Source organism: Catellatospora aurea (genome assembly GCF_042663325.1).
Lineage (GTDB): Bacteria > Actinomycetota > Actinomycetes > Mycobacteriales > Micromonosporaceae > Catellatospora > Catellatospora aurea.
Genome location: NZ_JBHTAC010000065.1, coordinates 17,560 through 38,667, shown reverse-complemented (window position 1 = coordinate 38,667; position 21,108 = coordinate 17,560). Strand labels below are relative to the sequence as shown.

The 21,108-nt window shown below is 72.0% G+C and carries 13 protein-coding genes and 1 pseudogene; 8 read left to right on the top strand and 6 right to left on the bottom strand.

What is annotated here, in order from left to right; all coding sequences use genetic code 11:
- Together ACFQO7_RS35600 and ACFQO7_RS35595 are read right to left on the bottom strand one after the other, a co-directional pair.
- Positions 1-269: pseudogene (locus ACFQO7_RS35600) on the bottom strand (non-reducing end alpha-L-arabinofuranosidase family hydrolase); the annotation flags it as partial.
- Positions 270-606: 337 nt separating this feature from the next.
- Entirely contained in the window at positions 607-1,548 is a 942-nt protein-coding gene (locus ACFQO7_RS35595; protein WP_376810519.1) for a PaaX family transcriptional regulator, read from the bottom strand.
- A gap of 259 nt (positions 1,549-1,807) precedes the next feature.
- Here ACFQO7_RS35595 and ACFQO7_RS35590 point away from each other — a divergent pair, with 259 nt between their 5' ends.
- Positions 1,808-3,124, top strand: coding sequence for a CE1 family esterase (locus ACFQO7_RS35590; RefSeq protein WP_376810518.1), 1,317 nt, complete (start codon positions 1,808-1,810; stop codon positions 3,122-3,124).
- 86 nt (positions 3,125-3,210) lie between these two features.
- Here ACFQO7_RS35590 and ACFQO7_RS35585 read toward each other — a convergent pair whose 3' ends face one another.
- On the bottom strand, positions 3,211-5,886 hold the full coding sequence (locus tag ACFQO7_RS35585; protein ID WP_376810517.1) for an RICIN domain-containing protein: 2,676 nt from the start codon (positions 5,884-5,886) through the stop codon (positions 3,211-3,213).
- A 308-nt stretch (positions 5,887-6,194) separates the two neighbouring features.
- Positions 6,195-7,541, bottom strand: a complete 1,347-nt coding sequence (locus tag ACFQO7_RS35580) for an RICIN domain-containing protein (RefSeq protein WP_376810521.1) — start codon at positions 7,539-7,541, stop codon at positions 6,195-6,197.
- 502 nt (positions 7,542-8,043) lie between these two features.
- Between ACFQO7_RS35580 and ACFQO7_RS35575 the strand changes: the two genes are divergently transcribed.
- A complete protein-coding gene (locus ACFQO7_RS35575; RefSeq protein ID WP_376810516.1) occupies positions 8,044-9,138 on the top strand; it encodes an RICIN domain-containing protein in 1,095 nt (364 codons plus the stop codon).
- Between the two features lie 64 nt (positions 9,139-9,202).
- Here the strand turns inward: ACFQO7_RS35575 and ACFQO7_RS35570 are convergent, their stop codons facing one another.
- The gene (locus ACFQO7_RS35570) at positions 9,203-13,129 is read right to left on the bottom strand and encodes a carboxypeptidase regulatory-like domain-containing protein (RefSeq protein WP_376810515.1); all 3,927 of its coding nucleotides are present in this window, start codon (positions 13,127-13,129) and stop codon (positions 9,203-9,205) included.
- Positions 13,130-13,413: 284 nt separating this feature from the next.
- On the opposite strand from ACFQO7_RS35570, the gene ACFQO7_RS35565 reads away from it, so the two are divergent.
- Positions 13,414-14,382, top strand: coding sequence for a helix-turn-helix domain-containing protein (locus tag ACFQO7_RS35565; RefSeq protein WP_376810514.1), 969 nt, complete (start codon positions 13,414-13,416; stop codon positions 14,380-14,382).
- A 26-nt stretch (positions 14,383-14,408) separates the two neighbouring features.
- Entirely contained in the window at positions 14,409-15,305 is an 897-nt protein-coding gene (locus ACFQO7_RS35560; RefSeq protein ID WP_376810513.1) for a fructosamine kinase family protein, read from the top strand.
- 51 nt (positions 15,306-15,356) lie between these two features.
- On the opposite strand, the gene ACFQO7_RS35555 is transcribed toward ACFQO7_RS35560, so the two are convergent.
- The gene (locus ACFQO7_RS35555; protein WP_376810512.1) at positions 15,357-16,724 is read right to left on the bottom strand and encodes an extracellular catalytic domain type 1 short-chain-length polyhydroxyalkanoate depolymerase; all 1,368 of its coding nucleotides are present in this window, start codon (positions 16,722-16,724) and stop codon (positions 15,357-15,359) included.
- 393 nt (positions 16,725-17,117) lie between these two features.
- On the opposite strand from ACFQO7_RS35555, the gene ACFQO7_RS35550 reads away from it, so the two are divergent.
- From ACFQO7_RS35550 to ACFQO7_RS35535, 4 genes are read left to right on the top strand one after another with little or no spacing between them, the layout of a single operon-like run.
- Positions 17,118-17,870 carry an ABC transporter ATP-binding protein gene (locus tag ACFQO7_RS35550; protein WP_376810511.1) on the top strand — a complete coding sequence of 251 codons (753 nt, stop codon included), beginning with the start codon at positions 17,118-17,120 and terminating at the stop codon, positions 17,868-17,870.
- On the top strand, positions 17,867-19,207 hold the full coding sequence (locus ACFQO7_RS35545) for an FtsX-like permease family protein (RefSeq protein ID WP_376810510.1): 1,341 nt from the start codon (positions 17,867-17,869) through the stop codon (positions 19,205-19,207). Before ACFQO7_RS35550 ends, ACFQO7_RS35545 begins: the two co-directional genes overlap by 4 nt.
- Entirely contained in the window at positions 19,204-20,445 is a 1,242-nt protein-coding gene (locus ACFQO7_RS35540; RefSeq protein WP_376810509.1) for a sensor histidine kinase, read from the top strand. The genes ACFQO7_RS35545 and ACFQO7_RS35540 overlap by 4 nt, the downstream gene beginning before the upstream one ends.
- On the top strand, positions 20,442-21,077 hold the full coding sequence (locus ACFQO7_RS35535; protein ID WP_376810520.1) for a response regulator: 636 nt from the start codon (positions 20,442-20,444) through the stop codon (positions 21,075-21,077). The genes ACFQO7_RS35540 and ACFQO7_RS35535 overlap by 4 nt, the downstream gene beginning before the upstream one ends.
- Positions 21,078-21,108 lie beyond the last annotated feature (31 nt).

Below are 21,108 nucleotides of genomic sequence, written 5' to 3'. Positions count from 1 at the left end.
TTCTCGGCCGTGATCATGTTGAACTCACGGGCGGCGATCGTGCTGTACGTCGAGTCGCCGAGCCTGTTGGCGGCGATGGCGGTGCCGAAGTACCGGCCCGACTGCGCCGCGGCGGCGCCGAGGGTGCTGGCCGCGGCGTTCGCGTTCGGCATGACGAGCACGACGGTGAGCAGGGCGAGGGCACCGGCGGCCGCGGTCAGCGCGGCGGCGCGGATGGGCGACCGCCGCTGTGGGTTCCTGCCATGATGCGCGGTGGGAAGCGCAGTCACCATGGTCTCCTTTCGTGGTCGGCGCACGCGTCGTCTCGGGCGATCGGTGCGGCGCCGGGGAATCGGGCATCGATACCGGGGCATGTTGCCACGCTTGGATGCCCGCCGCAACGGAAACTTTTCGATAACTTCCGGAAGGTGGTCAACGACCAATGCGGACTGAACCGCACCCCGCGCTAGGTCGACATCCACTCACGACAGCTATTTCAGCAGCCCAGGTGGCCCAGCATGTGGTCATCACTGATGCTTTGGGATCACCGTCCGCGCGGTGCGAAAGTTCAACACACAGTGGATCACTGTAGGTGTTCCGAAACTTCCGGACGACCTTCGGAACAGCTCAGGCGGCGGCCATCACCGCGACGGTGTGCGCCCGGATGCCGACGGCGGGCTCACCGGAGGACCGGCCGACGACGTCCAGCACGTGCCGCTGAGCCTGCTCGGCCAGCCCGTCGTAGATCTCGACGAACACCTCGCGGGCCTGCGCGCGGGGCCATCCCGCGGGCAGCAGTTCCAGCGGCAGCTGCGGGTCGAGCAGCGGGATGTGCCGGTAGGCGTCCATGATCTCGGTGCGGGCCCGGACCGCCGCGGCCCCCGCGATCCGTCCGTCGCGGACGCGCCGCAGCAGCGGTCGCCACTGCCGGTCGAAGGCCGCGTAGTGCTCGGTGATCGCCGCGATGTCCCACGCCTCGATCGGGTTGCGATCCGCGGTGGCGGCCAGGTCGACGTGCGCCGCCCGGAACACGGTCATCGCGCCGGGCGTGACCTCGGCCAGCCGCCCGGCGACGGTGGGATTCCACGGATCCGGCGAGACCCACAGGCCGTCGTACAGCGGCGCGAACCCCAGCCAGCGCAGCTGGCCGCGCAACGATCGCCGCTGGGTGCCGTGCTCCTGCGGCAGCGAGAAGGCCACCAGCGTCCAGGTGCCGTCCCAGGTGCGGGGCCGCTCGGCGAACCGGGCGATCCAGGCACCCCCGGCGGACAGCTCGTCGGCCGCGTCGCCGGTCAGCCGGTAGAAGCTGCGCCGGCCGTCCCGGCTGCTCTCCAGCACGCCCCGGCGGGCCAGCCGGCTGATCGCGGTCCGGGCCGCGCCGCTGGTGATCCCGAACTCGCCGAGCAGGGTGGTGACCGCGGCCGACGGCAGCCAGGCCCGCGTGGGCAGCGTGTAGTCGGCGACCAGTGTCGTGGCCAGACCCTGCGGCGAGTTGCCCGACTGGCGTCGGGGCAGCCGCGAGCCGCCGTCCACATCGGGGAAGGTCTCTTCGATCTCGAACAGTTTCACCACGACTCCGGCGCTGCGTCGACCACGCCCCGCGACGCGGGGCCCCGCCCATCGTAGGTGCGACCTGTCGGCGGCCACGCGACGCCGAGGCGGCTCGGACGCCATTCGAGCCGTTCGATTGACACTTTCCTGTCCGACCGGCATCCTTCATGACACACGTCGTCGAAGGAGCCCGACCACGTGGCGAACGAAGTCCGGCACACCGGCAGGGGCAGGCCAGGGCAAGCCGACCCGCAACTGTTGTCATCAAGGAAGTGCCATGACACGAACGACCAGCTCAAGCCGACACCGATGGCTGCTGAGCAGCCTGCTGACCCTGGCGCTGACCGGCGCCGTCCTGCTGGTGCCGCGCCTGGCCGAGGCCGGGCCGACCGCCGGCTGCGGCAGAACCCCGACGCTGACCAGCGGGACTCGCTCGATCCAGAGCGGCGGCCAGAACCGCACGTACATCCTGAGCATTCCAAGCACCTACAACAACACCCGGCCGTACCGGCTGATCTTCGGCCTGCACTGGCTCAACGGCACCGCCAATGACGTCGCCACCGGCGGATCGGACGGGGCGGCCTGGGCGTTCTACGGGCAGAAGCAGCTGTCCAACGACGGCACGATCTTCGTCGCGCCGCAGGGCATCAGCAACGGCTGGGCCAACACCAACGGCCGGGACGTCACCCTGATCGACGACCTGGTCAGCCTCGTGCAGGGCGACCTGTGCGTGGACACGGCCCAGGTCTACGCCATGGGCTGGAGCTACGGCGGCGCGATGAGCTACGCGCTGGCCTGCGCCCGGCCTGCGGTGTTCCGGGCGGTCGTGGTCTACTCCGGCGCCAACCTCAGCGGCTGCAGCGGGGGCACCCAGCCGGTCGCCTACTTCGGCATCCACGGCACCCACGACAGCGTGCTCAACATCTCGCAGGGCCGCTCGATCCGCGACACCTTCGTCCGCAACAACGGCTGCACCGCGCAGAGTCCGCGCGAGCCGGCGCAGGGCAGCCTGACGCACATCACCACGCTCTACTCGGGGTGCCGGTCCGGTTATCCGGTCCAGTGGGCCGCCTTCGACGGCGACCACGCCCCGCACCCGGTGGACGGGTCGACGGCCACCAGCGGCACGCGCACCTGGACGTCGGCGGCGGTCAACACCTTCCTCGCCCAGTTCGCCGGCACGCCCTCCCCCAGCGCCTCCCCGTCGGCCAGCCCGTCGCCGAGCGCTTCCGCCTCACCGAGTCCCCGCCCGAGCAGCCCCGCGCCCAGCAGCCCCGCGCCGTCCTCGCCCGCACCCGGCGGCGCATGCAGCGCGAGCTACCGGACCGTCAACCCCTGGCCCGGCGGCTTCCAGGGCGAGGTGACGGTCACCGCGGGCAGCGCCCCGCTCACTGGTTGGTCCGTCAGCTGGACACTCAGCAGCGGCCAGTCCATCACGCAGCTGTGGAGCGGCACGCTGTCGACCAGCGGCCAGTCCGTGACGGTGCGCAACGTCTCCTACAACGGGTCGCTGTCGGCCGGCGGGTCGACCACGTTCGGCTTCCTCGCCGGTGGCACTCCGTCGACGCCGACGCTGACCTGCTCCGCTGCCTGATGCACCGTCCGCGGAAGGTCCCTCCGCACTGACGGGGGTCGTCGACCCGGCCTCACCGATCGCGAGGCCGGGTCGACGACATGTTGTCAGCTGCGCAGACTCCACTGCTGGTTCGCGCCGCCGTTGCAGGACCACAAGACGATCTTCGTGCCGTTGGCGGTCCCCGCGCCGGTGGCGTCCACGCAGAGCCCGGACTGCACGCTGGAGATGGTGCCGTTGGCGTTGACGTTCCACTGCTGGTTGGTGCCGCCGTGGCAGTCCCAGATGACCACCGCGGTGCCGTTGGTCGTGCCGGCCCCGGACGCGTCCAGGCACTTGTTGCCGTACAGGGTCAGCTGCTTGCCGCTGGTGTAGGTCCACCGCTGGTTGGTGCCGCCGTGGCAGTCCCACAGCTGCAGCTGGGTGCCGTTGGCGGTGGCACTGTTGGGCGCGTCGACGCAGCGGCCGGACTGCCCGCCCACGAGCTGGACGTTCTGCTGGCCACCGCCGCCGGTGCCCTCACGCCGGACGATCGACTTCGACTCCACCGAGCGCACGCCCTGCGCGTCCACCACGTAGAGCCGGTACTCGCCCGCCGCGCTGGGAACAGCGATCGAGGTGGCGGTGCCGTCGGCGCGGGTCATCGTCGCCCCGGCGGTGAAGCTGGTCGTGCCGTACGGGGCGAGCCAGACCGACTTGGTCGAGTCGCCGGTGCCGCGGATCGGGATCGACGTGCCGCTGCTGCCCACGTAGGTGCTCGCCGGCAGCACGTAGTCGGGCAGCACCAGGTTGGCCTGCGGGATGATGCCCCGGTAGGCGTCCTCCAGCCCGGAGTTCACGGCGATGCCGTACGCCGCCGCGGGCCAGACGTAGTCGGACGAGACCAGGATGTCGTGGACGGTGCTGTTGGGCAGGACCTTGTTCGACACCTTGTTGATGGGGCCGTAGGTCTGCGTGATGCTCAGGTCGTGCTTGCGGCCCCAGTCGTCGGAGTTGACGAGCCAGGTGACGTTCTTGTCGACGCTGAGCACGTTGTCGCGGAACGTCATGTACGCCGAGCCCTCATCGGGGTGCAGGCCGTACTTGTGCCCGGACGGAACGCCCTGCAGGTAGTTGTTGGTGATGGTGGTGCCGGGCTGGCTGCCCAGGGTGTAGATCGGCGCGGTGTCGCTGAGGCGCTGGACCGTGTCGATGAAGTGGTTGTGGCTGATCGTGTTGTTCTTCGCGGTCGTCGTCGGCCGGTTGGGCGCGATCGAGCCGGACGAGCCGTCGAAGTTCCACCATCCCCAGCCCATCGTGATGCCCGACCACGGCGCCTTCTCGATGCGGTTGCGCTGCACGGTCAGGGTGTCGACGAAGTAGGCCGTGACGGGGCTGTGCCCGTTGAACAGCACGGCGCTGTCGTACAGGTAGTTGTTCTTGATGTCGATGGTCTTGGGCAGGCCCTCGACCGCGACCGGGTACTTCTCGCGGTTGCTCGACGTGTGGTCGCCGATGTACACGTGCTGGGGGTGGCCCACGCTGATCGCCGACCCGGCGATGTCGTTGGTGAAGTTGCCGATCAGCTGCGAGTTCTGCACGTCGTTGACCATGCCGACGCCGTCGGCCCCGGCGTGCTGGATCCGGTTGCGCTGCAGCAGGATGCCGTCGGCGTTCTGGATGTCGATCATGGTCGGGGTGACGTCGACGTTGCGGTAGTAGTAGGCGTGGAAGTTCTGCTTCGCGTACGCGGTGGCGCCGAGGTTGCCCTGCTGCGCCTGCTTGTAGGGCGAACCGGACACGGTGAACAGGTTCCAGTCCGAGTGCTGCGCGGTGAGCCCGGACAGCGTGATATTGCGCGCGTGGCTGCTCGTGGAGGTGCCGGCGATGCGCAGCAGCGTGGTCACGTTGTTGGGCGCGAAGACCGCGGCGGTCGCCATGTTCTCCGAGCTCGCCTTGTAGTAGTACAGGGTCTGGGTGGACTTGTTGAAGTAGAACTCGCCCGGGGTGTCCAGGAACTCGTAGGCGTTCATGACCTTGTGGGTGCCCCCGACCTGGGCGTTGCCGTTGAACGCGCCCTGGGCGATGGCCGCGCCCGGCTGCTGGAACAGCGCGATGCGGCCGGAACCGTCGCTGGTCACCTGGCGCACGCCGACGATGGCCGTGGTCCAGGTCGTGCCGGTCTCGATCTCGATGTCGTCGTGGTTGGCGCTGATGGCGGGGAAGTCCGAGGCGCTGTAGCGGGCCCCGTCACACTGCGAACCCGACTCCCACGCCCACGCCGCCTGACCGGCCGTGATGTTGTACGTCCCGTAGCAGCCCGCCGACGAGATGGTCTTGGACGCCATGTAGGCGCGCTTGTCGTTGACATACAGCGCGCGCAGCTTGTTGGAGCGGCTGAGCGGGGCCTTCCAGATGTTGCCGCTGTGCTGGGTCCACCCCGTCACCTGCACACCGCCGTCGAGGACCGGCGTCTCGTTGTTGTAGGCGGAGTAGAACACGCGGTAGCCGTTGGTGCCCGAGTCGCTCGCCCCCAACTCGATGGTGCTGCTCACCGGGTACGTGCCGCCGCGAAGGTACACGTAGATGTCGCCGGTCATGTTCGTGTTGATGGTGCGGACGAGGTCCCGGGCGCGCTGCACGGTCTTGAGCGGCGAGCCGATGGTGCCCGGGTTGCTGTCGCTGCCGTTGGGGGCGACGTAGTACGTCGCCTGGGTCGCGGCCGCGGCAGGCGCCTGGGCGGCGACGGCGGCCGCCACCGAGGCGGACACGAGGACCGCGACCGCCACCAGCGATCTTCCCACGGTCGACAAAGCTGACTTCACGTCTCTTCCTTTCGACTGCCGCAGCTCGGCGGTGTCCGCCGCTGCGTCCGGAGTGCGATGGGCCGTGGATGGTGCGAGCCGCTGCCCGGGAGGGCGTTTGTCCTCCTTGGAGCATCGCCACAGTAGCGACGTATGACGTCACACGTCAACGGCTTGTGTCTATTCCGTTTCGGCCGGGTTCCGTGTGCGGACCGCGCTTTTCGTCGAGTGGGCGGCCGGGCGACGCCGGCTCCCGCGCCTGTCGTGGCCGCCGGGCCGGCACGATGCGACCGGCCCGGCGTTCCCGGTCAGTTCCGGGTGCTCCACTGCTGGTTGGCGCCGCCGTGGCAGCTCCACAGCTGGATCCTGGAGCCGTTGGCGGTGCCCGCGCCCGACACGTCGACGCACAGCCCCGACTGGACACCGGTCAGGGTGCCGTTGGCGTTGAGGTTCCACTGCTGGTTGGCCTGGCCGTTGCAGTCCCAGATGATCACGGCGGTGCCGTTGGCGGTCCCGCCTCCGTTGGCGTCCAGGCACTTGTTGCCGTACACCGTGAGCTGCCGGTTCGCGGTGTAGGTCCAGCGCTGGTTGGTGTTGCCGTGACAGTCCCACAGCTGGAGCTGGGTGCCGTTGGCCGTGGACGAGTTGGGCACGTCGACACAGCGGCCCGACTGCTGGCCCACCAGCAGCACGTTCGACTGGCCGGGAGCCGGGCTGCTCGGCGGCGGGGAGCTCGGCGGCGTGCCGGAGCCGAACTGGGCGATGAACCGCCAGGCCTCGGCCTTGGTCCAGGTCCGCGCGCCATCCTCGCAGCCGGAGCAGCCCTCGACCGGCGCAGGCCCGTGGCCGCCGTCGAAGGCGGCCCACTGCACGGGATACCCCGCGCGGCAGGAGTAGGTGGTCGTGATGTGCCTGCCGCTGCCCGCGGCCGGTTCCGAGGCGTTCTGCTGGGCGCAGCCGTTGTTGCGCAGGAAGGTGTCGCGCAGCGAGCGGCCCTGCGAGATGTTGAGCACGTTGTCGGAGATGCCGTGGATGCCGAAGTAGGCGATCGGCTGGCTGCCGCCGCTGCATCCGGACAGCTGCGCGCCGGCGTACACCACCACGGCGCGGAACACGGTCGCCCGCGCGCAGGCGATGGCGTAGCTCATGCCGCCGCCGTAGCTGAAGCCCATGGCGAACCGCTGGGTGGTGTCGACGCACAGGTCGTTCTCGATCATGCGGATCATGTCGTCGGTGAAGGTGACGTCGGCCCCGCCGGAGTTGGCCCAGCCGTTGCCGAGTCCCTGCGGGGCGACCAGGATCGCGCTGTTGTCGGACTGCTGCTGCATGCCGTAGAAGGACCACGTGCTCCCGCTGCTGCCGCCCGAGGAGACGTCGTTCATGGTGCCACCGCGCCAGTGGTAGGCGAAGATGAGCCGGTAGGGGCGGGTGTTGCTGTAGCCGTCGGGGACGCGCAGGTTGAAGCTGCGGTTCTGGCCGCTGCTCTGGATCGTGTACGTGCCGGTGCGCAGGGTCGGGCTCTTGCCGCAGCCGGCGGTCGTGGCGGCGTACGCCGCCGGGCCGGTCAGGGCGGTGGCCGTCAGGGCTCCCGCGACGACGACGGCGGCTGCGCCGAGCGCGGCGAGCCACCGTTGCCGTGCGGGCCGGTGCTGGATGGATTCCACGGTGCTGTCTCCTTGCTTGGGAGCGGGGACTGCACTGGCGACGGCCGCCTGCGGCTGGGGCACGGGACAGCACAGTCCGACCGCCGCACCCGGGCGGGCGGGCGGTTGATCTGGCGGGATGGAGCCGGACCTGGGCGATGTGGTCCGCGGTGCGGCTGCCGGTCCAGGCGTCGCCGCACCACGCGGTGGGCTGAGCGGCGGTCGGCTCGCTGCCCCAGGCCGACTGTCCCCGTGGGACAGCGCCACCGTAGCGACGTAACACGTCACATGTCAACGACCGCCGTCGATCCCCGTGGTGCAGGGAAACCCACACCCTTGACGCCTTGCATGTTATCGGTCACATTGGACCGAACACATCACATGTCATCCATGTTATTAGGCCGAGGACGACAGGTAACGACTGCCTCCCCGCCGAAACCGTTTCGATGTGAGCGGTCACCGCTGCCCTGGTCAGTGGCCGCCTGCCGAGACGACCTGAGTGAAGGGATCGACCATGGCCAAGTACGCGCGCCTGCTCGCCACCGCGGCGGCCACGCTGGCGCTGACCGTCGCGGTGATGCAGAACGGCGTGGCCCACGCCGAGTCCAACGGCGGGGTGCGGGTCATGCCGCTGGGCGACTCGATAACCGAGGGCACCCAGGTGCCCGGCGGTTACCGGATCGGGCTCTGGCAGCGGATGGCCGCCGGCGGATACCGCGTCGACCTGGTCGGCACGCAGTACAACGGCCCTTCCTCCCTCGGCGACCACGACCATCAGGGCCACCCCGGCTGGCGGATCGACCAGATCGACGCCAACATCACCGGCTGGCTCCAGAACACGACCCCGCGTACGGTGCTGCTGCACATCGGCACGAACGACGTGCTGCAGAACTACAACCTGTCCGGCGCCCCGGGCCGGCTGTCCGGCCTGCTCGACCGCATCACCGCCGCGGTGCCCTCGGCGGACGTGTTCGTCGCGACCATCATCCCGCTGAGCAACTCCGGTCAGGAGAACGCGGCGCGCACCTTCAACTCCGCCATCCCCGGCATCGTGCAGAGCAAGGTCAACGCGGGCCGGCGCGTCCACCTCGTCGACATGCACAGCGCGCTCACCACCGCCGACCTGATCGACGGCATCCACCCGACCGCGACCGGCTACGACAAGATGGCCGCCACCTGGTACGCCGCCCTGCGCGCGGTGCCGGGCAGCATCGGCTCCAGCACCACCCCGGCATCGTCCACGCTGGTCAGCGCGGCCTCCGGGCGCTGCCTCGACGTGCCCGGCAGCAACACCGCCAACGGCGTCCAGCCGATCATCTGGAGCTGCGGCGGCGGGCCGAACCAGCAGTGGACCGTCAGCGGGCAGGCCCTCCAGTCGCTGGGCAAGTGCCTGGACGCGCCCACGGGCGCGGCACCGGGCACGAAGGTCCAGCTGTGGGACTGCCACGGCGGCACCAACCAGCGGTGGAATCTCAACGGCAACGGCACCGTCAGCAACGTCGCCTCCGGACTCTGCCTGGACGTCTCCGGCAACGGCACCGCCAACGGCACCCCGGTGATCCTCTGGTCCTGCACCGCCGCGGCCAACCAGCGGTGGACCCGCGGCTGATAACCGCAGACATGTGAGCCCGCCCGGTGGACAAGTCCACCGGGCGGGCTCCGCTCATCGCAGGTCAGCGCAGTGTCATCACCACCGCGAGCGGTTCGGTCCGGTACGGGGTGTCCGTCTCGAACGCCAGCTGCGCCGCGTACACGCCGTGCCCGGCCACCGCCGGGGCCGACGCCGTGACGGTCACCGTGACGGTGCGGCCCGCCGGGATGGTGATCTCGGTGCGCTTCACCGCCAGCCACGACACGTCGGTGCCGCGGACGCAGGACTCCGCGCCGGGCAGCTGCTGCGCGGCCCCGGTGAGGGCGTCCGCGCTGATCTGGCCGCCGACCTGGTAGGTGCCGCACGCCGCCCCGCCGCCGAGCACGGCCCGGTTGGCGTTGGGCAGCTTCGACCACGCCGCCGTCGCCGGGTCGAACTCCATCACCTGGTTGGTGATGCTGCTCGCGGTGACGCCGCCGATGACGCGCAGCCGGCCGCCGACGGTGGCGTAGGCCATGCCGTACAGCGGGTTCAGGCCGGTCGTCGGCACCCAGGTGTCGGACTCGGCGAAGTAGCGGAAGGCGTCGCCGGTGGAGTCCTTCAGGTACGGCATCTGCCCGCCGACGCAGATCAGCCCGTTGCCGGCCGCGCCGCAGGCGTGGTCTGCGACACCGAGCGGGTAGTCGGCCAGCCTGGTCCACCGGTTCGTGTCCGGGTCGTAGCGGTAGGTCCGGTGCGACGGGGTGTCGCACGTGTAGGTCGGGCATCCGGCGACCGCGTACAGCTTGCCGTCGACCGTGGTGGTGGCCGCGTCGGCCACCGCGGCGGGCAGGTCGGCCCGGCGGGACCAGCGGTCGGTCATCGGGTCGTAGGCGTAGGTGGTGGCGAGGGGTTCGCCGGTCAGGTCCCAGCCGCCGACGACGTACAGCTTGCCGTCGACGAACGCGCCGCCCGCTCCCATCAGCGGCTGCGGCAGGGCGGCGATCGGCTTCCAGACGCGCGCCTGCGGGTCGTAGACGAACCCTTCGGCCATCATGCGGCCGTAGGTGTTGCCGCCGACCGAGTAGACGGTGCCGTCGTTGTCGGCGACCGTGTTCTCGATCAGCGGTTCCGGCAGCTCGGGCAGCTCCACCCAGGCGGTGCCGTCGGCGGCCGGCTGCCCGGGCCGCGGCGTCGCCGCACTGCGCACGAAGTCGCGGGACCTGGTTCCGGCCGACACGGCTACCTTGACCAGCGGCGTCTCGGGCCCGGCGGCGCGGTGCCCGCCGGCCTGCGGGGTGTAGCCGCGGTCCTGCTCGACGAGCCTGACCCGCAGCGGCCGGTCACCGGTGTTGGTGAGCCGGACCTCGCTGGTGACGGTGCGGCCGGGCCGCACGGACACCGGCAGGCTGGACCGGCTCACGGCCAGCTGCCCGGCCCGCAGGCTCCAGTCGCGACGCACGACGCGGTCGCCGACGGTGCGCACCGTCGCCGTGGCGTCGCCGTAGCGCAGGCCGGTCGCGGTCACCGGGACCGCTCCCCCGCCGGCGACGAACACCCGGTAGAACCCGGCGCTGTCGGTGGTCACCGCCGGTCCGGTGCCCGCCGACACCTTCGCGCCGCTGAGCACGCGGCCGGTGTTGGCGTCGCGGACCTGTCCGGCGATGAACCCGCCGGGCACGGCCGCGCACGCGCGCGTGCCGACGAAGACGTTGTCCACCTGCCACCAGTTGGCGAGGTTGCCCTGGTAGCGGAACCGGACCAGGACCCCGGACCGTCCCGCGGCCTGCGGAATCGCGATCTCGACGTGCCCGGAGACGCTGACGTCGGCGAAGTGGCGCACGACGCTCCAGGTCGCGCCGCCGTCCAGGCTGAGTTCGAGGTCGGCGGACTGGACACCGAAGTTGGTGGCCGAGTAGTCGCTGTCGAACCCGATCACCGGGGCGGCCACCCCGGTCAGGTCGGCCGGCGGGCTGATCAGGGCCGAGTTGATGTCACCGGACTGCGACCAGGTGTCGACGGTGGCGAACCCGCCGTCGCCGCCGGTCAGGTTGCCCTTGTGCGCGGGGTCGTCGAAGCGCCACGTCTGCCCGGCGCCGGTCTCGTCGGTGACCTGCCAGCCGTCCTCCGGCTGTCCGGACCAGCCGGTGAAATCGGTGGCGACGCCCTGGTGGCGCCAGGCGTATCCGGTGGCGTCGCAGGAGGTGTCGTCGGCGGTGAGCACGAGGTCGCGCCGGACCGTGCCGGTCTGGCCGGGTTTCGCGGCGTCGATCGTGGCGGTGGCCGTGCCGGGAACGTAGCCGGGCAGGTCGACCGGAGTCGCGCGCACGGTGTAGGTGCCGCCGACCGGCAGATCGACCTGGTAGCGGCCGGTGTACGGGTCGGTGCGGGCCGTCTCGGCGCGGCCGTCGACGGTGATCTTCGCGTAGAGCGGCCAGCCGTGGCCGGAGCCGTCGGTGACGGTGCCGGTCAGCGTCCGGGTCGGGATCGCGGTCAGGGTCAGGTCGCGCACGACCCGGGCTCCACTGCCGACCATCGCCTTGGCCACCGGCGCGGAGCGGTAGCCGGCGGCGGCGGCCGTGACGTCGTAACCGCCGACCGGCACGGGCAGGCGGTAGCGGCCCTGGGCGTCGGTCGTGGCGTGGAAGGTCGCCCCGGTGCTGTCGGTGGCGGTGACGGTCACGCCCGGGAGCGCGCCGTGCTTCTTGCCGTGGGTGTTGCGCCCGGCGGTGACGGTCCCGGTCAGCTGCCCGCTCGCGCCGAGGGTCAGCGCCGAGACCCCGGCCGGGGTGCCCAGTCCGGTGGGGCCGTCCCACCCCGCTCCGGCGGTGCAGAGCAGGTTGCCGCAGTAGCCGTTGACGCCGGTGGTGACGTCGGTCAGGCCCGCGGCCCGGTCCTTGCGGTACGGGTAGGTGACCGGGTAGGTGCCCGGCAGCGGGTCGCCGGCCAGGGCGTACATCCCGGCGAGCAGCGGCGCGGCCAGCGAGGTGCCGCCCCACTGCGCCCAGCCGTCCTGGCCGAGGGTGTTGTAGACGGCCAGGCCGGATTCCGGCGCCGCGGCGGCGGAGACGTCGGCGGTGGCACGTTTGTCGCCGCACTGGGTGTCGATGCCGGCCTGGTAGTCGGGGCGGGCCTCGTAGCTGGAGCAGCCGCTGCCCGCGTGCTCCCAGGCGGTCTCGGACCAGCCGCGCGGGGAGGAGTCGCGGGTCAGCAGGGTGCCGCCGACCGCGGTGACGTCCGGGTGGGTGGCCGGGAAGCTCTGCACGTTGCCGATGTCGCCGCTGGCGACCGTGATGGCGATGCCGGGGTGGTCGTAGTGGGCGTGGTAGAGGTGCTGGTAGTGGGCTTCGCCGGGGACGCCGTACGAGTTGGAGATGGCGACCGCGCCGAGCCGGGCCGCGGTGTCGACGGCGCGGCCCAGGTTGCCCATGGCGTTGTTGTCGGCCTGGACCAGCAGGATCCGGCACTTCGGGCAGGCCGCGGAGACGGCGTCGAGGTCCAGCGCGGCCTCGATCGACCAGCCCGGCTCCTCCAGGGGATAGTTCGTGCCGCCGGACTGGTCGACCTTGCGGAAGCAGCCGTTGGCGGTGGTGCAGGGCGGCAGTCCGTAGTGGGCGCGGAACACGGCCAGGTCGGCTTCGGCGGCGTCGTAGCCGAACGCGCCGACGATCGCGACCGTCTGGCCTTCGCCGCCGTCGGGAAGCCGGTACGCGGACCGGATGTCGGCCGGGCCCAGCGCGCCTGCCGGCGGCCCGGAGGCCTTCTGCTGCCGCCCGTCGCCGGCGGTCGGCAGGCCGAGCGCGAAGCAGCGGGCCAGCGGACCGTCCGCGGTGGACGTGGTGGCCTCGGCCGTGTTGCAGCCCGCTGGGCGGTACTGCGGGGCCGCCCGGTTCGGCGCGGCCTGCTCCGCCTGTGCGGCGGCCTGGGCCGGGACGCCCGCGAGCGCGCCGGTGGCCAGCAGCGACAGCACGACGAGCGCGATCCGTGCACCTGGGTGACGCCTGCGGGCCCCTGTCGAGGGCACGACCATGTGGAACTCCTAACCGTCCGAACGGGAGCGGCGCATGGTTGTCGCGGCCGCCACAGGGCCCGCCGTCAGCCGTACGTGCCTTTCGGCCACGGCGTCGGCGCGAGATGACGGCGATCTTGGCATGGGCCGGCGGGCGTGGACAATGTGTCGCGGCGTTCATGTTCAGGACAGCTGGCGGGTTCCGGACGGTGGTCTCCGGCTGGTTCACGCGCTGGAAACAGTCATGGCGGATCTTGGTTCGTCGTGCCGCGCAGGCATTTCACCGAGGCCGGAGGAGGCACGGAATGTGGCATGTGGTGGGAGTGACCGGGCCCGAGGAGGACGTCTACGAGGCGCTCACCCTGCGCCGCCAGGCGACCTTGAGCGAACTGCTCGGCGACGTGGCGCTCTCCCGGGCGCAGCTGACCCGTTCGCTGGGCCGCCTGGTCGAACACGGCCTCGCCGACCGCCTGCCCGGCCGGCCCGCGCGGTATGCCGCGACGCCACCCGACCAGGCCGCCGCGTCCCTGATCGCCGAGCAGGAGCGCCACCTGTCGCGGCTGCGTACGCACGCCGACCAGTTGGCCGAGCAGTTCCGCCGGCGGGACGCGACCGAACGGCATCCCGGTGAACTCGTCGAGGTGGTCGAGGGCGCCGCGAACCTGCGGGCCACCCTGGTGCGCCTGCAGCGGGAGGCCCGGGTGCAGATCAGAGGGATGGACCGGCCGCCGTACCTCGACAATCCGGTGAGCGGCAATGCCGAGGAGACCCATCAGCTCGCCGACCGCGGCCTGAGCTACCGGGTCATCTACGACCGCTCGGCGCTGACGATCCCGGGCCGGATGGCGGAGGTCTGGCGGGGCATCCAGCACGGCGAGCGGGCCAGGGTCGCCACCGAGGTGCCGATGAAGATGCTCATCTGCGACGACCGGTTCGCGGTCATCCCGGTGATGACCGGCGGGCGGATGACCGAGGCGGCTTACCTGGTGTATCCGTCGACGCTGCTGGACGCGTTCATCGCGCTGTTCGAGACGTTGTGGGAGCGTTCGGTCGCGGTCAACCGGCCCGGGGAGGAGCTGCCGGACGGGCTGTCGGATCGCAGCGCCGAGCTGCTCGGGCTGCTGGCCGGTGGCGCCACCGACGAGGCGATCGCGCGCACCCTGGGCTGGAGTGTGCGCACGGTGCACCGGCACGTGCACCGGATCATGGAGCTGGTCGGCGCCGAGACCCGGTTCCAGGCCGGCATGGAGGCGGTCCGCCGTGGTTGGCTCTGAGCCCGATGACATCACCTCTGAACAGGATGAAAGCTCCGAGCGGGTCGGCACTGCTGCTGGAGGCCCTGCTTCGCAGCGGTTTGAACGACGTCGTCACCGTCGAGCCGGCCACGGGCGGGCTTGCGGCGCTCGCCGGGATAGCCGTCCGCCGCGGCGTGCCGCCGGTGTTCGTCAAGGCCCTCGCCGAGCCGCCGGCTGACGATGTCTTCGTCGCGGAGGCCGAAGGGCTGGCCGCCCTGCGTGAGATCGGCGGCGCGCCGACCCCTGACGTGCTGCTGGCGAACCGGGACCTGCTGGTGTTGTCGATGCTTGCGCCCAGACCGCACAGCGAGAGCTTCTGGGAGCAGTTCGCGCACCTGCTCGCCCGCCTGCACACGAGCACCGTCCACCCGCGTTTCGGCTGGCACCGCGACAACTGGCTGGGCCGACGCCGCCAGGTCAACACCTGGCACGACGACGGCTTCGCCTTCTTCGCACAGCACCGGCTGCTGCGCTGGCTCGACCAGCCCCGGGTCGAGGCCGCGCTCGACCGGGCGGACCGCTCGGCGCTGGAACGGCTGTGCCACCGGCTGCCCGAGTTGCTGCCGGACCGCCCGGCCTGCCTGACGCACGGCGACCTGTGGGCGCAGAACATCATGGCCACCGCGGACGGCCGGCCGGCGCTGATCGATCCGGCGGTGTCCTACATGTGGGCCGAGGTAGACCTGGCCCACGTGTGGACGACGTCGCCGCCGCCCGAAGCCTCCCGTTTCTTCGCGGTCTACGCGGAGCTGACCTCCCTGGACAGCGACTGGCGCAGCCGTATGCCGATCATCCAGCTCCGGCAGCACCTCGCCGTGCTGGCCCAGTTCGACGACGACTGGGGCGCCGGCGACCTCATCCGCGCCACCCTGGCCCCCTTCCGTCGCCGGTCGGGCCCCTGACCCGGTTCGCCGCGGCGCGGGGGTGGGTGGCCACCACCCCCGCGCCGCCGGTCAGGCGATGGCGCAGGCCGCCCCGTTGAGCGTGAAGGAGGCGGGCTTGGCGGTGTTACCGGTGTGGGTCGCCTGGAAGCCGAGGCTGACGGATCCGCCGGCGGGGATGGCGGCGTTGTAGGCCAGGTTCCGGGCGGTCACCTGCCCGCTGGTCGGCGCGTAGACCGCGTTCCAGCCGGAAGTGATGGCCTGTCCGCCGGGCAGGGTGAAGACCAGGGACCAGCCGTTGACGGCGGCGGAACCCGTGTTGGTGATGGTGATGTTCTCGACCAGGCCGTTGTTCCACGCGTCGATCACGCTGGCGACACGGCAGGAACCGGTGCCGGGCGGCGCGGACGGGCTCGGCGACGGGGACGGGCTGGCCGGTGCGCTCGGACTGGGTGACGGGGACGGGCTGGCCGGGGTGCTCGGGCTGGGCGGGGTGCTCGGACCGCTGGTCAAGCCGAAGAACGCGACGGCTGCCGCCGCCATGCCACTGGACGGCAGGCTGTGGCCCGCCCCCTGGATGCTGAGCGCCTCGACCCGCACGGTGCCCGACGCATCGGCGTAGCGGCGGCGGTTCCAGTTGGCCTGCGGGGTGTCGGAGGAGGTGGGCGTCTGGCCGAGTCCGTGCACGTTGGTCCACTGCTCGATCGACTCCTGCAGCAGCGAGTACGGCACGAGGGTGTCGCTGGTGCCGTGCCACAACTGCACCCGGGGCCGGGTGCCGGTGAAACTCGGATTGACCTGCCGCACCGCGTCACCCCACTGCTGCGGGGTGCGGTTCATGCCGCCGCCGGTGCACTGGCTGCTTCCCGGCGGGTAGTCGGCCGCGTTGGCGAAGCAGTTGAACGGCACGCCCATGAACGACGCCCCGGCCTTGAACCGGTCCGGGTAGAGGGCGAGCATGTGCTGGGTCATCATGCCGCCCGACGAGCTTCCCGTGGCGAACACACGGTTGGCGTCGCCGCCGTACTGCAGCACGGCGTAGGCGACCATCGACATGATCGAGACCGGGTCGCTGCCGCCGTCGCGGCGTTTGGCGGCGTCCGACCAGGTGTCGAAACATCTGCCGAACCCGGCCTCCTGCATGGCGCTCGGGTAGATGACGATGAAGCCGTACTGGTTGGCCAGCGACGCGAACTCGCTGCCGGAGTAGAAGCCGGGGCCCGAGCCCCCGCAGCCGTGCATGGCGACCACGATCGCGGGGTTGGCCGGGCGGGAGTCGGGCACGTAGACGTGCATGCGCATGCCGCCCGGGTTGCTGCCGAAGTTCGTCACCTCGACCAGCGAGGCGGCGAACGCGGGCTGGACCGCAGGAATCGTGACTCCGGCGACCGCCAGCGAGGCGGCGAGGGCGAGCAGCAGCTTTCGCTTGATCTTCTTCACGGTGTGTCTCCTTGGTTCCCCGCACAGGTCGGGGAAAGGCCGTGCCGCCGCGCTGACGCGACGGGCGCACGGCATGCCGGACGGCGGCCGGCGGCGTGGTGGCCGGAGATGGTGGCACTCGTCCCGCCGATGCCACTGGACGGCCGCGTTGCCCGGTCGTCCGCACGTGACCACGCACCGCGCAGGTCCGCCGTGTTCTGGACTGCGACCGTCCCGACGCCCGGTTCCGCGACCGTCGCATGACAGATAGCGTCCCCTGTGGACAAAGAACTGTCAATCGATGTACGGCGATAAGCTTCCCGTCGGCGCCGATCCGCGGTGGTGCCAGCCCCACCTGACGGCACCGGACCAGCACTATCGATCCCCGGTGGCCGGCTGCCTAGCGTCGTGAACATGGACGAAGACATCCCCGCCCTCGCCGTCGAGGCCCTCACCAAACGACACGGAAGCGGCGCGGCCGCCGTCGACGCGCTCCTCGGCGTCGACCTCACCCTCGCCCGCGGCACGTTCACGGCCGTCATGGGCCCGTCCGGCTCCGGAAAGTCCACCTTCCTGGCCTGCGTGGCGGGCCTGGAGCAGCCGACGTCCGGCCGCGTCGTGCTGGAAGGAGCCGACGTCACCCAGTGGGACGAGGCCAGGCGGACCCGGATGCGCCGGGACCGCATCGGCTTCGTGTTCCAGGACTTCAGCCTCGTCCCCTACCTGACCGCGACGGAGAACGTGGCACTGCCCGCCCGCCTGGCCGGGCGGCGCGCCGACCCGCAGGCCGTGCGGCAGGCACTGGCCCGGGTGGGGCTGGCGGACCGCGCCGGGCACCTGCCCGGCGCACTGTCCGGCGGCCAGCAGCAGCGGGTCGCCATCGCCCGCGCGCTGGTCACCCGGCCCGCTCTGCTGCTGGCCGACGAGCCCACCGGCGCACTCGACAGCACCACCGCCCGCGAGGTGCTGTCGCTGCTGCGGGCCGCCGTCGACGAACTCGGGCAGACGACGGTGATGGTCACCCATGACCCGGTCGCGGCCTCCTGCGCCGACACCGTCGTGTTCCTGGTCGACGGGAAGATCGCCGGGCGGATGGCCGCGCCCACCGCCGACGCCGTCGCCGCGCAGCTGGCCCACCTCGACCAGCTCACCGGGGCAGCCCGATGACCGCCCTGGCCCTGCGCTCGCTGCGCCACCGCCTCCCCGCCGCCGTGGCGACCCTGGCGGCCGTCCTGCTCGGCACCGCGCTGATGGCGTCGTTCGCCACGCTGGCGCAGTCGGCCGGCGGCGCGCACGACGACGACCGCGAGCTGCTGATCATCATGGGCGCCGTCGTCGGCGGCTGGGGGTCGCTGATCGTGCTGTTCTCGGTGGCCTCGACCGTCGGCATCGTCGCCGAGCAGCGGATCGGCGAGGCCGGCCTGCTGCGGACGATCGGCGCGACCCCGCGGCAGGTGCGGGCCCTGATCGTGTACGAGGCCACCGCCGTGACGCTGCTCGCGGCGGCCGCCGGCGCGGGCGTCGCCGTGTTCGGCGGCCGGGCCCTGTTCGACGCCGTGCAGCGCGGCGGGCTGATCTCGACCGCGTCGGCCTACAACGGAGGTCCGGCCTCGCTGGCCGCAGCGGCCGGGGTGGTGGTGCTGGTCAGCGTGGTCGCCGCGGTGATCTCATCGAGGCGCGCCACCCGTGGGCCCGCCGCTTTCTCGCTGCGCCAGACGGATGTTCCGGCCCGCCGTCTGCCCTGGTGGCGGGCCCTGACCGGCGTCGTGCTGGTCGGGTCCGGGGCGGCCGCGGCGGTCGTCACCGTCACCGTCACCGGCAAGTCCGATGACCCTTACGCGGCGATGCAGACCTCGGGGTCGGCCGCGATCGTGGCCGGCGTCGGGCTGGCCGCGCTGGCCCCGGTGCTGCTGCGGATGCCGGCCCGGGCGCTGCGCCCGCTGCTGGCCAGGTCGAGCGGCGGCTACCTGGCCGCCGAGAACACGACCCGGCGGGCCCACCTGTTCGCCGCGATGCTCGCCCCGGTCATCGTGTTCGTGTCGACCGCCGTCGGGACGCTGCTGATGGTCGGCATCGACGGCCGCACCCGCAACGCGGCGAGCGATCCCGAGGGCGTCGGCGACACCATCACGACGATCAACGCGGTGGTCATCGGGATGATCTGCCTGTTCGCCGCCATCATGGTCGTCAACGCGGCCGTCGCCGCCGTGGTCCACCGCCGGGCCGAGCTCGACCGGCTGTGGCGTCTCGGCGCGACGCGCGGGCAGCTGCGTGCCGCCGTCGTGCTGGAGGCGGCGGTCGTGACCGCGGTCGGGATCGTGTTCGGGCTGCTGGGCTCGACGGCGACGGCGGTGCCGTACGCGATCGTCCGGCACGAAGGCGTGCTGCCCGACGGTCAGCTGTGGCTGGTGCCTGCGGTCGCGGCCGTCGCGGCGGCGCTGGCCGTCGCCGCCGCCTGGGGTGCACACCGCCGACCGGGCCGGTGGAAGACTCTGCGTCCATGAGGACCTCGCACGTGTGGCCGGCGCCGCTGCCCGCGGTGCCGGCCACCGCCGTCGACCGCGCCGGGCTGGTGCAGCGGCTGCGGCTCACCGTGCTGTCCGCGGGCCACGCGGCCGCGGGGATCGCGGCGCTGGTGCTGGCGCTGCTCATGACCGGTGCGTTCCCGGCGCTGCTGTCGCTGACCGGGTTCCTGATGCTGTGGCTGCTCGTCCCGCTGGCGGCCGGGCTGGCCCAGGCGCACCGCACGGTCGCGGCACGGGTGCTGGACGAACCCGTCACCGCCGCGTACGCCGACACCACCGGCGCCGACCCGATCACCGCCATGGCGGTCTGGGTCCGCGACCCGGCGCGGTGGCGCGACTTCGCGTTCTGCTGGTTCTCCGGCACCGGCGGCCTGGCCATGTCCCTGGTGCCGGTGCTGCTCCTGGTCGGCCCGGCGGCGCACGTCGTCATCGGCGCGGCGCAGGGCAGCCTGCTGTGGAGCACGACCGCCTTCCTGCTGCTGGGGCCCGCGCTGCTGGGCTGGTGGTTCGTCACCGTGCCGCTGGTCGGCGCCCGGCTGCGCGCCGACCAGGCCATCCTCGGCCACTCCCGCAACGAGCGGCTGCGCCGGCGATTGGACCAGGTCGTCGAGTCCCGCACCGCGACCGTCGACCACAACGCCGCCGAGCTGCGCCGGATCGAACGCGACCTGCACGACGGCGCGCAGGCGCGGATCGCCGCCGCGGGCATGAACGTCGGGCTGGCGGAGAAGCTGGTGTACACCGACCCGGACTCGGCCGTCGAGTTGCTGCGCGAGGCCCGGGAGACGACGGTCAGCGCGCTGGAGGACCTGCGTACGCTCGTGCGGGGCATCCATCCGCCGGTCCTGGCCGACCGGGGGCTCGGCTGGGGTGTCGAGGCCCTGGCCATCCCGATCCCCATCCCGGTGACCGTCGCGCTGCGCCTGCCGCGGCTGCCCCCGCCGGTCGAGTCGGCCGTCTACTTCGCCGTCGCGGAGTGCCTGGCGAACGTGGCCAAGCACGCGCGGGCGTCACGGGCCTGGGTGGTCGGCGACCACGACGGCGATACGCTGCGGCTGACCGTCGGCGACGACGGCGAAGGCGGCGCCGACCCGCGTGGCGGCGGGCTGGCGGGGGTGGCCCGGCGGCTGGCGGCCTTCGACGGGACGCTGACCGTGACCAGCCCGGCCGGTCACGGTACCGAGGTGCGGATGGAGGTGCGGTGCCAGGCCCGCTGAGAGCCCTCGTGGCCGAGGACCAGATGCTGCTGCGCGTCGGTCTGACCAGGATCCTCGACGCCGCCGGCATCGCGGTCGTCGCCGCGGTCGCCGACGCCGACGCGCTCGCCGCAGCGCTGTGCCGCGACGACGTCGACGTCGCGATCGTGGACGTGCGCCTGCCCCCGACGCTGACGACGGAGGGCCTGGAGGCGGTGATCAGGGCGCGTTCGTCGCGGCCCGGTCTGCCCGTGCTCGTGCTCAGCCAGTTCGTCGAGCCGTTGTACGCCCGCGAGCTGCTGGCCGGGGGCGCCGGGTCGGTCGGCTACCTGCTCAAGGACCGGGTCGTCGACGTCGACGGATTCGTGGCGGCCGTACGCCAGGTCGCCGGCGGCGGCACCGTCCTGGACCCGGAGGTCGTGGCGGGGCTGCTCAGCGCCCGGCCGCTCGACCGCCTCACCGGCCGCGAGCGGGAGGTGCTCGCGCTCGTCGCCCAGGGCCGGTCGAACGCCGCGATCGCCACCCGCCTGTACGTCACCGAGAAGGCCGTCGACAAGCACATCAACAACATCCTGACCAAGCTCGACCTGCCGCCTACCCTCGACGACAACCGGCGGGTGCTGGCCGTGCTCGCCTGGCTCGACGCCACCTGAGTCCACCGCGGCGGCGGATGCGCGCTGCGCT